Origin of the sequence: Spongorhabdus nitratireducens (assembly GCA_947387575.1) — a bacterium.
In the GTDB taxonomy this organism is placed as follows: domain Bacteria; phylum Pseudomonadota; class Gammaproteobacteria; order Pseudomonadales; family Endozoicomonadaceae; genus CANDOC01.
Genome location: CANDOC010000007.1, coordinates 106793 through 118647 on the forward strand (window position 1 = coordinate 106793; position 11855 = coordinate 118647).

Annotated in this window: 12 protein-coding genes; 7 read left to right on the top strand and 5 right to left on the bottom strand. The window is 50.6% G+C overall.

Annotation, left to right across the window (positions count from 1 at the left end):
- Nucleotides 1-160: 160 nt before the first annotated feature.
- The 3 genes from ACYZZ0_RS13995 to yihA form a co-directional block, all read right to left on the bottom strand.
- Nucleotides 161-1087, bottom strand: a complete 927-nt coding sequence (locus ACYZZ0_RS13995) for a branched-chain amino acid transaminase (protein WP_461537254.1) — start codon at nt 1085-1087, stop codon at nt 161-163.
- 181 nt (nt 1088-1268) lie between these two features.
- On the bottom strand, nt 1269-4244 hold the full coding sequence (glnE, locus tag ACYZZ0_RS14000) for a bifunctional [glutamate--ammonia ligase]-adenylyl-L-tyrosine phosphorylase/[glutamate--ammonia-ligase] adenylyltransferase (RefSeq protein WP_461537255.1): 2976 nt from the start codon (nt 4242-4244) through the stop codon (nt 1269-1271).
- Between the two features lie 247 nt (nt 4245-4491).
- Nucleotides 4492-5148, bottom strand: coding sequence for a ribosome biogenesis GTP-binding protein YihA/YsxC (gene yihA, locus ACYZZ0_RS14005; RefSeq protein WP_461537256.1), 657 nt, complete (start codon nt 5146-5148; stop codon nt 4492-4494).
- Nucleotides 5149-5407: 259 nt separating this feature from the next.
- On the opposite strand from yihA, the gene ACYZZ0_RS14010 reads away from it, so the two are divergent.
- The gene (locus ACYZZ0_RS14010; RefSeq protein WP_461537257.1) at nt 5408-6019 is read left to right on the top strand and encodes a c-type cytochrome; all 612 of its coding nucleotides are present in this window, start codon (nt 5408-5410) and stop codon (nt 6017-6019) included.
- Nucleotides 6020-6210: 191 nt separating this feature from the next.
- Nucleotides 6211-6876, top strand: coding sequence for a thiol:disulfide interchange protein DsbA/DsbL (locus ACYZZ0_RS14015; protein WP_461537258.1), 666 nt, complete (start codon nt 6211-6213; stop codon nt 6874-6876).
- Between the two features lie 68 nt (nt 6877-6944).
- On the opposite strand, the gene ACYZZ0_RS14020 is transcribed toward ACYZZ0_RS14015, so the two are convergent.
- The gene (locus tag ACYZZ0_RS14020) at nt 6945-7565 is read right to left on the bottom strand and encodes a LysE family translocator (RefSeq protein WP_461537259.1); all 621 of its coding nucleotides are present in this window, start codon (nt 7563-7565) and stop codon (nt 6945-6947) included.
- An 87-nt stretch (nt 7566-7652) separates the two neighbouring features.
- Between ACYZZ0_RS14020 and ACYZZ0_RS14025 the strand changes: the two genes are divergently transcribed.
- The 5 genes from ACYZZ0_RS14025 to ACYZZ0_RS14045 all read left to right on the top strand — a co-directional run bounded on the left by ACYZZ0_RS14025 (nt 7653) and on the right by ACYZZ0_RS14045 (nt 11207).
- Entirely contained in the window at nt 7653-8408 is a 756-nt protein-coding gene (locus ACYZZ0_RS14025) for an endonuclease/exonuclease/phosphatase family protein (protein WP_461537260.1), read from the top strand.
- Between the two features lie 716 nt (nt 8409-9124).
- The gene (locus ACYZZ0_RS14030) at nt 9125-9709 is read left to right on the top strand and encodes an adenylyltransferase/cytidyltransferase family protein (protein ID WP_461537261.1); all 585 of its coding nucleotides are present in this window, start codon (nt 9125-9127) and stop codon (nt 9707-9709) included.
- Nucleotides 9706-10317: an NUDIX domain-containing protein gene (locus ACYZZ0_RS14035; protein WP_461537262.1), complete on the top strand. Its 612-nt coding sequence runs from the start codon at nt 9706-9708 to the stop codon at nt 10315-10317. Before ACYZZ0_RS14030 ends, ACYZZ0_RS14035 begins: the two co-directional genes overlap by 4 nt.
- Complete coding sequence (locus tag ACYZZ0_RS14040) at nt 10314-10826, top strand: hypothetical protein (RefSeq protein ID WP_461537263.1); 513 nt, start codon at nt 10314-10316, stop codon at nt 10824-10826. The genes ACYZZ0_RS14035 and ACYZZ0_RS14040 overlap by 4 nt, the downstream gene beginning before the upstream one ends.
- A gap of 27 nt (nt 10827-10853) precedes the next feature.
- Entirely contained in the window at nt 10854-11207 is a 354-nt protein-coding gene (locus tag ACYZZ0_RS14045) for a hypothetical protein (RefSeq protein WP_461537264.1), read from the top strand.
- A 31-nt stretch (nt 11208-11238) separates the two neighbouring features.
- On the opposite strand, the gene def is transcribed toward ACYZZ0_RS14045, so the two are convergent.
- Nucleotides 11239-11847, bottom strand: coding sequence for a peptide deformylase (def, locus tag ACYZZ0_RS14050; RefSeq protein ID WP_461537265.1), 609 nt, complete (start codon nt 11845-11847; stop codon nt 11239-11241).
- Between the last annotated feature and the right edge of the window lie 8 nt (nt 11848-11855).

Here is an 11855-nt window from a genome sequence, read left to right on the forward strand (position 1 = left end):
CAGAGCGTTTTCCCCAGAGCAAAAAGCAGAAAAGGCAGCCATTCCCCCAGAATAAGGGTAAATGCTACCTTTCCAAGAACTGAAAATACTTATTTTACCGCGATCAACTGCTTTTACTACGACATTCCTGCCTCAGTGCTCCGGTCAGATACCCGCTAAGTCAGGAGATTACGGTTGTCTGCCATTCCGGGTAAGCATCACGGCGACCACACACCTGATCAAAGTACATCCGCTGCAGCTTCTCTGTCACAGGACCACGCTTGCCACTGCCAATCACCCGGCCATCGTGCTCACGAATCGGCAGAACTTCAGCTGCAGTACCAGTGAAAAAGGCTTCATCCGCGACGTAGACTTCATCCCGGGTGATTCGCTTTTCCCGCACTTCAAGGCCGATATCTGCACAGAACCGCATGATAGTGTCGCGGGTAATACCTTCCAGGCAGCTGGTCAGTTCCGGTGTATATACGACACCATTTTTGACCAGGAAAATATTCTCGCCACTGCCTTCTGCCACATATCCTTCGTTATCCAGCAACAGAGCTTCCTCGCAACCACAATCCAGTGCTTCTTTCAGTGCCAGCATGGAGTTCATGTAGTTGCCGTTCGCCTTGGCCTTGCACATGGTGATATTCACATGATGCCGGGTATAAGACGAAGTTCTGATTTTAATCCCCTGCTCTTTGGCAGCCGGATCCATATAGGAAGGCCATTCCCACGCCGCCACAATGACATGGGTTTTCAGGTTATCTGCCCGCAGCCCCATACCTTCGGAGCCATAAAAGCACATGGGGCGTAGATAGGCTTCGGTCAGATTGTTTTCGCGGACAACAGCCTTTTGCGCTTCCATCAGCTCGGATGCATTGAAGGGCATGTTCATATTCAGAATATGGGCACTGCGGAACAGTCGCTCGGTATGTTCCTGCAGTCGAAAAATGGCTGGCCCATTGTCAGTTGCGTAGGCTCGCACGCCTTCAAACACACCCATTCCATAATGCAGGGTGTGAGTCAGTACGTGGGTCTTGGCCTCACGCCAGGGTACCATTTTTCCATCAAACCAGATGAGTCCGTCACGTTCAGCAAATGACATCCTAAACTCCAGCATTTTATTTGCCGCAAAGCCTGCCCGTTACCTGCATTTGTTTATCTGCTCATTGGCAGAGAGGGCAGGGCTTCAATTTTGGCGATTTTATTCTGTGTAAGAGACTCTTTTCGATGACAAGCTCTGTTCGATAACAAGCTTGGTTCAATAATAAAGAGTCCCCTGCTATTTATGCTTTGAGAGCCGGCTCCAGGTGTTCCTGCCAGATACGGATCACGCCCTGACGGTATTCATGAAACCGGTCACCACTGATTTTCGCCTTCTTGTTTTGCAGCGCCAGACGGTGGATTTCCTGCCGGAAGGCCTTGTAAGCCTCTCGCAACAGGCTGGCATCTGCTTCAGACAAAACATCTGCCTGTTGCAGCTGTTCTGTTATTCGAATGTTGTCTGTAAACCGAAGCAGTTCCGGGTAGTTATGAGCCCGGGCCAGTACGGCGTATTGCACCATAAATTCGATATCAACGATACCACCTGCATCGTGTTTGATATCAAAAATACCTGTCGCATCCCATGCTGAAGGTTTAGAGCCGGCAGCGGTCTCCCGGGTTCCCAAATGATCACGCATTTTCTGCCGCATCGTCCGTACATCCAGCTGCAGCTGGGCAATATCGCGCTCCTTGCTCAGCACCCGGGACCGAACCTTCTGGAAAGCCTCTCCTACCCGCAGGCAACCGGCTACTAACCGGGCTCTGACCAATGCCTGATGCTCCCAGGTCCAGGCACTGTTCTGCTGGTAGTTATCAAAGGATTTGAGCGAGGTTACCATCAGACCTGACTTGCCGGATGGTCGCAGCCGCATATCGACATCATAAAGCTGGCCCGAGTTGGTTCGGGTCGTCATGATATGCAGAATGCGTTGCCCCATCCGCATAAAGAACACACCACTGTCGATTGAGCGTTCGCCATCAGTCGGTCGCATCTCTGCGCCATCATGAAGAAATACCAGATCCAGATCAGAGCCCGGCCCCAGTTCAATACCTCCCAATTTGCCATAGGCAATAATGGCAAAGCCGGGATCACACAGTGAACCATCTTCCCGCTGCGGCCGTCCGTAACGGCTTGTCATATCACGCCAGGCGATATCCACCACAGCTTCCAGAATGACCTCGGCGATATCGGTGAGATAGTCACTTTCCTTCATCAAAGGCAGGCTGCCTGCCAGCTGAGCAGCGGCCACCCGAAGCACATGCGCCATTTTGAAATGACGCAAGGCTTCCATCAGGTTTTCCAGGTCGTCTTCCTGAATATGCGCCAGCTGCTGTCGCAGCTCATCCCGGAGTTCATGTTTACGAGGTGGATCATAAAGCGCACCCAGGTTCAGAAACTCATCCAGCAGCACCGGGTGACGGATAATCTGTTCTGCAATCCACGGACTGGCTACGCAAAGCCGGATCAAATGTTCCAGTGCATCAGGGTTTTCCTGCAGCAGCACCAGATAGGCTGTCCTGCGCAGCACCGCTTCAACCAGTGGCAGCAACCGCTGCAGGGCGGTATCCACTTTTTCATGATTAGAGACTGCCTGCAGCAGCAACGGCATAAAGGCTCGTAACCGGTGCCGACCTTCCCGCTGAAGACTGGATACAACCCGACTGTCCCGCAATTTTAATAACCGATCTCGAATATCTGCCGGATCGTCAAAACCGTGACGTTGCAGCAAAGCAACTTCCTCTTCATCGGTCAGACGCTGATCCCAGAAATCTTCCCACTCTTCCCGCTCGCTGCCGGCTTCATTTTCTTCATCAGGGTCTGCAACCACATGATCAAACTGTTTTCTGACCTTATTGCGATGTTGCTCCAGCTGTTCTGAAAAGGCTTCCCAACTGTTATATCCCATGACCCAGGCCAGCCTTGTTCTGGCATCTTCTGCTTCCGGCAGCGTCTGGGTCTGGGCATCAGCAACGGCCTGCAGGGCATGCTCTGCATTACGCAGGAAAAAATAGGCTGCTTTCAGATCCTTTACTGTTTCCGGTTCCAGATAACCTTTGTCACCAAGTGTTGCCAGCACAGTAAGAATCGAGCGGTGTTGCAGATTAAAGTCCCGGCCACCGTGAATCAGCTGAAAGGCCTGGCCAATAAATTCTACTTCCCGAATACCGCCGGCACCCAGTTTGACATTCTCCTGCATACCACGACGTTTGACCTCACGCTGAATCAGGCGCTTCATATCACGCAAAGCTTCAATGGCACCAAAATCGATATAGCGTCGATAAACAAACGGTTTCAGGGTTGCCAGTAGTTCACTGCCGGCCTGCCGATCCCCAGCAACAACCCGGGCTTTGATCATGGCATAGCGCTCCCAGTCCCGACCCTGATCCTGGTAGTACTGTTCCATTGCACCAAAGCTCAGTGCCAGCGCACCGCTGCTGCCATAAGGGCGCAGCCGCATATCCACCCGGAATACGAAGCCGTATGCCGTCTGTTGGTCCAGCACCTTGATCAGGCGCTGCCCCAGTCGTACAAAAAATTCCTGGCTACTCAAACTGCGCCTGCCGCCTTTGGTCTCACCCTGTTCGGCAAAGGTAAACATCAGATCAATGTCTGATGACAGATTCAGTTCATACGCACCCAGCTTACCCATACCCAGCACCACCAGACGCTGTTGACCGGACTCTCCCCAGGGCGTACCAAACAGCTTGCACATATCCTCATAAAGCCAGTCCAGTGCTGCATCAATACACAGCTCTGCCATCAAAGACAGATCTCGTGTTGTCTGAACGGTTGTCGCCTTACGGGTCAGGTCGCGCCAGATAATCCGCACCATCTGCTGCTGCCGGAACTGACGCAGCCGTATCATCAGGCTATTTTCGTCGGTAATTCCATCCAGCAGTGCCTGCTTGTTTTGACGATGAATATCCAGACCATCGGCGGTATCCAGTGCCTTGCTATCAATCAGTTCCAGTAACTGCTCCGGTATACGCTGGCATTGCTCGGCAACATAGTCACTGCCGCCCCAGACCGTTACCAGTTCAGCAAGCCTTTCTTCAGACAGGCTCTGCAGCTGCGATAAAAGTTCTTGGTCACTGGCACGTTCAATAAATGTCTCCCAGTGATCGGCGACCTTGTTTCGCACGACAGCAGGCAATTGATCATCAAACGGCAGGTGTGGAATGTCAGGTTGGGCAGGCGTATTACTGGCATCAGTCATGATTGGAACCCGGATTTAAAATATGAGGAGCATTTTTTTTAGAATTTATGAAACTTTTTCTTCAACGGGGCGTCAAAAGTTTTAAGCCGGTCAGTTTTCTGGCTTGCGTGTTCTACTCCTTGTGTGTGTTTTGCTCTTTTTAAGAGCGTGTGTTGGCATTATTACTCCGTTCGAGCCCGTTGCTCACGGAGACTCTGACTCCGGATTCCTTCCCCCCAGGGTATCCGGAGTTTTTTTATGCCAGCAATCAGCTTTCTTCGTGAAAATCTTCTTCCTGATCGACTTCAGGCTCTTCCGCCACAAGCCATTCATCCAGCCTTGCTGCCAGCTTATCCACACCGGTTTTTTTCAGGGCTGAAAACAACTGAACACTGACTTCACCGCCCATATCGCGCAGCTTATTCTGAATCAGGTTCAGTTCACGCTTGGCGGCACCGGATTTCAGCTTGTCTGACTTGGTCAGCAAGACGTGCACCGGCATATGGGACTGGCGGCCCCATTCCAGCAGCATCTGGTCAAATTCTTTCAGCGGATGACGAATATCCATCAGCAGCACCAGCCCTTTCAGGCTTTCCCGCTCACTCAGATATTCATCCATATGACGCTGCCATTCCCGCTTCATTGCTTCAGGAACCTTGGCATAACCATAACCGGGCAAATCGACCAACCGGATATCTTCAGTGATAGAGAAAAAGTTAATCAGCTGGGTGCGCCCGGGCGTCTTACTGGTACGCGCCAGCTTGCTGGAACCGGTCAGGGTATTGAGGGCACTGGACTTGCCGGCATTGGAGCGGCCTGCAAAAGCAACCTCCCGGCCGGTATCAGGAGGGCAGAGTTTGAGCTTGGGGGCACTGATCAAAAATTGAGCAGTTCGGTAATTCAGGCCTTGGCTTTCAGAAGTCATAGTCTTATAGAGTTCAGCTTTAAGGCACGGATAGTATATACTGCCGTGGTTTTAACAAGTAAAAATATAAGAGTCGCTATCCTGCCGCCGTATTTCATACTCAAATACAACGCACCGGCAGGTCGGTAACCTGCGGGAGAGGGGGGTTACGACAGGCTGTTATATTTTACATGGACTGTTTTACATGGCCTTTATAACTCCTGCTAAGGAACAGCCGGGGTTAATACAAGCGATGACTAGCCGTGGTTGGGTTGAGTACATGAAAAAAATCATACTGAGTGTTGCCATTACCCTGGGGGTCAGCAGCCTGGCGATGGCTGAGGCAGAACCCAGTGCTGAACGAATTAAACAATTAACAGGAACCTGTAGCGCCTGTCACGGAGCAACCGGACAGAGTGTTGTTCCGAACTATCCGAATCTGGCAGGTCAGGGCACTCGCTATCTGGCAACCCAGATCAGCGATATTCGTGACGGTAATCGTTCCGTTCCGGAAATGACAGCGTTTGTCAGCAACCTGAGCGACTCCGAGATTCAGGGTATTGCAGCTTACTACGCGAAGCAAACTCCGAAGACCAGCGCAACTGATCCGAAGTTCGTTGCCCTGGGTGAGAAGCTGTACCGCGGTGGTGATCTGGAGCGTGGCATTGCAGCGTGCAGCGCCTGTCACTCTTTCTCCGGTAAGGGTAATGCACCGGCTGGTTTCCCGACTCTGTCCGGACAGCACCCGCAGTATATTATCAAGCAGCTGACTGACTACCGTGAAGGTGATCGCACCAACGGTGGCGAAGCCCAGATCATGCAGACAATTGCTGCCAAGCTGAGCACCAAGGAAATTGAAGCACTGGGTCACTACGTCAGCGGTCTGAACTGATCTCTGCGACCTGTCTTCTATAACCGGCAGCCTGCAAACGGCTGCCGGGTTTTCATTTCCGGTTTACGTTTTTATCACTTCTTGCGTCACACTTCTGCTATAAACCCGACAGGGTTCCCACATTCCTTCCTCCCGGCCGATAAGGTACAGTAGCCAGAAAACCAGACCTGACCTGTTTATCGGGGAGTTATATGCGACAATCCTTTGCCCGTTTAGTATTCCTGTTTTCCCTGCTGCTGCCGGCAGCCATGTCTGTACAGGCAGCAGAAGATGCTGCTTTCAAGGAAGGGGTTCATTTCAGAAAGCTGTCCTCTTCCCAGCAGGATGCCAATGCCCCGATCGAGGTAAAGGAAATTTTCTGGTATGGCTGCCCTCACTGCTTCCGCCTTGAGCCATTTCTGGAAGACTGGACTAAAGAACTGAGCCAAGACGTAAAGTTTGTCCGCTCTCCCGGTGTATTCCGCCGCGACACCATCTGGGAAAATCACGCCCGTCTGTTCTTTGCCCTGCAAAGCATCGGCGGCCTGTCTGACGAAGCACATGCTGATATTTTCCAGGAAATCCAGGTTCGCAAGAACCGCCTGAAAACCCCGGATGATATGGCCGACTTCCTGAAGAAGTACGGTGTAGACGGTCAGAAGTTCAAAAAAGCCTACGCTTCCTTTGGCGTTCAGCGCCAGATTCAGAAGACCATGACCAATGTTCGTCGCTACGGCCTGACCGGCGTTCCGGCTCTGGTTGTTGCCGGCAAGTATGTGATCGAACCACGCGGTGCCGGCTCTGTGGAAAACATGCTGACAATCGCTGATTACCTGATTGAAAAAGAAAACAGTCAGCGTAAACAAGCGGCTCAGTAATCAAGCCTCTTTATATAAAAAAAGCGGTGATGGTTTGACCATCACCGCTTTTTTTATGGCTGGAAGACTCATCGACTCAAGGCCAGATACACTCCGGCTCCCATCATGAGACCGCCGGCAGAGTAGTTCAGCCGCCTGACAGCTTTGGTTGTTTTCAGCATTCTGGCAGCCCGGTCCGCAGAGAATGCAATCAACATCAGACCCGACATTAATGCGATTAACGACAGTGCTGCCGCTAAAGAGATATCGCCGGCATCCAAGGCAGACAGATCCATAAAGGTCGGCAGGAAAGCGATATAAAACAGAATCACTTTGGGGTTGGAAGCCGAGATCAGTAACCCCTGAAAGAAACTCGCAAACTGAGACCGTCTACCAGATTTCTCAGCCACAGGCAGATCTGTCGCTGAAGATGACGTGATCAACTTGTAACCCAGATACAGCAGATAAGCCGCACCAGCAAAGCGAACCAGGGTAAACCATTCCCCCCAGTGCTCGGCAATGACAGCCAGACCGAGACAGGCAAAAACCAGATAGATAATGTCACTGACCGCCATACCCAGCGCCAGAAAGAAACAGCTCCGGCTTCCCATGACCATGGCCCTGGCAAGAATTGCAAAAACGCCGGGGCCCGGTGTAATGCTAAATATAAAAATGGCGATAAAAAAAGTGATTGCCACTTCAATCGACATACTATCGCTCCTCTGGCTTTCAGCTCATGGGCTTTTTGTTTGGGTTATGTATTATAAATAGAAGGGCTTCTCCCGAAACAGCACTCAATGACTCAACTGCTTCCTGAAAAAGTCCGCCTGCTGACTTTCAATGTCCAGGTCGGAATTCGCACCCAGCAGTACCATCACTATCTGACCCGCAGCTGGCAGCATTTGTTGCCCCATGGCAAACGCTCCAGCAACCTGTCGAATATTTCCACACTATTGCAGGATTATGACCTGGTAGCGCTGCAGGAAGTGGATGGCGGCAGTCTACGAACCAATTTTATCAACCAGACTGAATTTCTGGCCCACAAGGCAGGATTTCCTTACTGGTATCACCAGACCAACCGTAATCTGGGCAAGCTGGCTCAGCACAGTAATGGGCTGTTATCGCATTATCAACCTGAAGTACTTGAAGATCACAAGTTACCCGGTCGGATTCCCGGACGCGGTGCAATCCTGGCCAGTTTTAACTGTAGCAATAACAGACAGCTGGCCGTTGTTGCCATGCATCTTTCACTCAGTAAATACAGTCGCAACCTGCAACTGGCTTATATTGCCCGACTGATCCGCAAGTTTGATTATGTGGTGCTGATGGGCGATATGAATACAGCCTCCGTCAGCCTGCTTCACGGGTCACCGCTGGAAGGCTGCGGGATTACCTGCTTTCAGGATCTGAAGACATTTCCCAGCTGGCGCCCAAAGCGGGCTCTGGATCACATATTGGTCAGTCAGAATATCAAAGTGCATTCCATGCAGGTGCTGAACTGCACAATATCAGATCATCTGCCGGTCGCAATGGAACTGGAGTTACACGAATAAAAACAGGCTGAATAAAGTAAGAAGGGAAAAAGCAGAATTAAAAAAAGCCTGGCAGTCTAAGAGGGGGGAAGGAGGCGACATACCAGGCTCAACATTCTAACCGTTACCAGTGTCTTGCCTCGCAGGCAGTGACTCCGGCAACAAAAGTCAGGGAGTAATGAAAAGCAGGGCCATTATCCCCAGCTGTAAAAAATGTCACAAGTCAGTAGTTTTACCCAACCGACTCGCCATTACGAAACCATCTTCTAAAATGAATTACGGACAAACATACCTGCGGCCAACCATGAGCCGAAGACCCGTCACGCTTTAATAGGTAGATCTCCCTCGAAGCTGTCAAACTCGTTTTATCTATAAAACCAGAAGCCCGTTTTTGAAAAAGTGACAATGTGTGAAGGAGGAGAAAAGAGCCCTGATACCAATGTGCAAGAGGAGGAGGGGAAACAGCGTATCAGGGCTGTCAGACAATATCGTTAAGGAACACCCTAACTGTCATTCAGACTATCAGGCCACCCCGACCCCGCCATGAGTAATTACTGCACAACCATTACGGACTTCACCTAGAACATTAATACACTTATGCTTTGCTGCTCGGATCACTCTGACTGTTACTGCGAAATGGTCTGTAAGTCAGCTTGCAACTGCCGGAAAAGGGCAGGGATCCTTATTTTTCATTATGATTCAGCTCATAACTTTTGAGCACGGTAAAAATTTCATTCGTGACAGTGACTAAATCTATTGGCGTACTGGGGTCCGCTTTTGACCCACCGACTTTGGGTCATCGTGATGTGATTGAGCAGGCAGCAGCACATTTTGACCTGATATTACTATTACCCTGTGCAGCACATGCTTTTAACAAGCAACCGTTACCATTCGATATTCGGTTGGAAATGCTGGAAACCTTTGCCAAAGAACTGGGTGATTCAGGCATTGCGGTGGAAGTCAGCGATATTGAACGGGATATTGCACATCAGAATCCCAAGCAGGCTGTCAGAACCTGGGATGTAATGACCTGGCTGGAGAAGCTTTATCAGCAGTCAGGTGAGTCAGTATCGCTCAGTTTTATTCGGGGCCCTGACAATGCGAATCCGGCAACCTGGCAGCGTTTTTACCGCTGGCAGGATATTGAAAATAACTGGTCACTGTTTACCGCGGAGGAGCGGGTTGCAGCCAGAAGCAGTGAAGTACGCAGCCTGGTACAGCAAAGCTCATCACCAAAAATCGAGCATCTGGTCACACCGGCCATCTGTCGCTACATTCTTGAACATCAACTCTACCAGCCGGAGTCAGCACAGGGCTTATGACATCAAACACTGAATTTAGCCAGCAGGATATCGATATTGAAAATATTGATACGCCATTTTCCGGTCATGTTCGACTGAACTGTTATCAGCTTCGGCATCGCCTGTATGAAGGTGGATGGAGTGCCTCAATTAACAGAGAGGTGATGGTGCGCCAGCCTGCAGTCGGAGTATTGCTGTTCGATCCTGAAAAGCAGCAGGTGGTGATGGTTGAACAGTTCCGCCCCGGAGCCATGGCAGCCGATGACCCATCGCCCTGGCTGCTGGAAGTGGTTGCCGGACTGGTTGAACCGGGAGAATCGGCTGAAGATGTTGCCCGTCGTGAAGCCGTTGAAGAGTCCGGTTGTCAGGTTTCAAAGCTGATTCCTATTACCGAGTATTATCTCAGCCCCGGTGCTTCGAACGAAAAGATCACACTGTTCTGTGGCCTGACTGACGCCTCTGGAGCCAGTAAACAGGCTGGACTGGAAACTGAACATGAAGATATTCGGGTACATACTTTTTCAGTTGAACAAGCCTTTGAACTGATGCAGCAGGGCAAGATCAACAATGCAACAACTCTGATCGCCATGCAGTGGTTACAACTCAACCTGGATAAATTGAAGCCATGAAAAAAATATCCTTCGCTTCATTTCTGACATTTTTCGTCCTGTTGCTCACAGCCTGTAGCAGTGCACCACCATTACCTGATGCCAAAGCCAGCTGGACCATCTATCCCTTTTACGGTCATGTAGAAAATGATGAAGCAACCGATCAGGTTCAACGCATGCTGACCGTGCTGGCTCCAGCTCAGGGTATCAAGAATCTGGAACTGCCTCCGGCAACCGAAGTGTCTTCTACAACTTACCTGCTATCTCAGGCACACCGTATTCAAAACAGCCGCCAGTGGGCTGAACAGCATCAGGTCAAATATGCCTTTGGTGGCACCATTGATCGCTGGGAAATTAATGATGATGGCAAACCGGTCGTTGCCCTGACACTGGATGTGCTGAATGTGGCTGATAACAGCAAGCTGGTCAGTACCACCAGCAGCAGCGAAGGCAAGCCTGGCGACGATTTATATGAGCAGTCGCGCATATTATTACGTCAGATGCTGCAAAGTCTGCCTATCATTCAATAATGAGGAAGCATTAAAAAGGATCACACCATGCTTTACGTGCTCAAGGACGAGCAGGGAAAAATTAATGCCGTATCCGAACATCCGGTCAGCAACGACTGGGAAGCCGTTGAGCTGGATGACGAAGCCCTGCACGCTTTTATGCAGAATAACCCGGTACTCGGCAACAAGGTCATGCAGGAGACCGACGCCGAATTTATCCGGGTACTTGAAGACGTTATTGACCTGCTGATAGACAAGCAGATCATGCAGTTTACCGAGCTTCCCGTTCCGGTACAGACCAAGCTGCTTAATCGTCGTCGGTATCGTGAAGAGCTGCGGGAAGCAGCTGATGATACTACCCGCCTGATCAATGATGACGATGACGACGACTCCATTTTCTAGGAGTCGTTATGTTTTGAGTTCTTGCAAAGGTTTAGCGGACAGGAGAGAGCGCACCCCGAGGTGAATTACGGGCGGCAGCGGTTGGCCAGTCATCTGCCCACTCATCCTGTTTGAAGATGGCTTCATTGGGAATGATCAGCCCCGGATCATCAATCCGCATGGTAAACAAAATACCATCCAGATGATCAAATTCATGCTGGAAGACTTTTGCTTCAAACCCTTCCATCGCTTTTTCTATCGGTTCACCACGCTCATTGAATCCAGAGACCTCAATCCTGTGATGGCGCTGAACCCAACCACGCACTCCAGGTAGTGACAGGCAGCCTTCCCAGCCCCAGGATGTTTCATCACTTTTGACTTCGATTCGCGGATTGATCCAGTACTGAAAATCAATATCCGGTGCCGCGGGATAGCGTTGTCGGTTAGCTTCGGAAATACCAATGGTCAACACTCTCACACCCCAGCCGATCTGTGGTGATGCAAGGCCAACACCAATCTGATCAATATGGCTTTGTTCCATCACCTGCAGGTTGTGCTGAAACTCATCCGTCAGGATATCTGCAGTTGCCACTTCCGGCTGCATCTCAAACAGCAGTGGATGCCCCATAATCAATACTTCAGGATTTTCCGGCAAGCGCATATACAACC

Coding starts and splice junctions, on each gene's coding strand:
- def (WP_461537265.1), bottom strand. CDS start 11,847: ATGCGCTTGCCGGAAAATCCTGAAGTATTGATTATGGGGCATCCACTG.
- ACYZZ0_RS14035 (WP_461537262.1), top strand. CDS start 9,706: ATGACATCAAACACTGAATTTAGCCAGCAGGATATCGATATTGAAAAT.
- ACYZZ0_RS14025 (WP_461537260.1), top strand. CDS start 7,653: ATGACTCAACTGCTTCCTGAAAAAGTCCGCCTGCTGACTTTCAATGTC.
- yihA (WP_461537256.1), bottom strand. CDS start 5,148: ATGACTTCTGAAAGCCAAGGCCTGAATTACCGAACTGCTCAATTTTTG.
- ACYZZ0_RS14015 (WP_461537258.1), top strand. CDS start 6,211: ATGCGACAATCCTTTGCCCGTTTAGTATTCCTGTTTTCCCTGCTGCTG.
- ACYZZ0_RS14045 (WP_461537264.1), top strand. CDS start 10,854: ATGCTTTACGTGCTCAAGGACGAGCAGGGAAAAATTAATGCCGTATCC.
- ACYZZ0_RS14020 (WP_461537259.1), bottom strand. CDS start 7,565: ATGTCGATTGAAGTGGCAATCACTTTTTTTATCGCCATTTTTATATTT.
- glnE (WP_461537255.1), bottom strand. CDS start 4,244: ATGACTGATGCCAGTAATACGCCTGCCCAACCTGACATTCCACACCTG.
- ACYZZ0_RS14010 (WP_461537257.1), top strand. CDS start 5,408: ATGAAAAAAATCATACTGAGTGTTGCCATTACCCTGGGGGTCAGCAGC.
- ACYZZ0_RS14040 (WP_461537263.1), top strand. CDS start 10,314: ATGAAAAAAATATCCTTCGCTTCATTTCTGACATTTTTCGTCCTGTTG.
- ACYZZ0_RS13995 (WP_461537254.1), bottom strand. CDS start 1,087: ATGTCATTTGCTGAACGTGACGGACTCATCTGGTTTGATGGAAAAATG.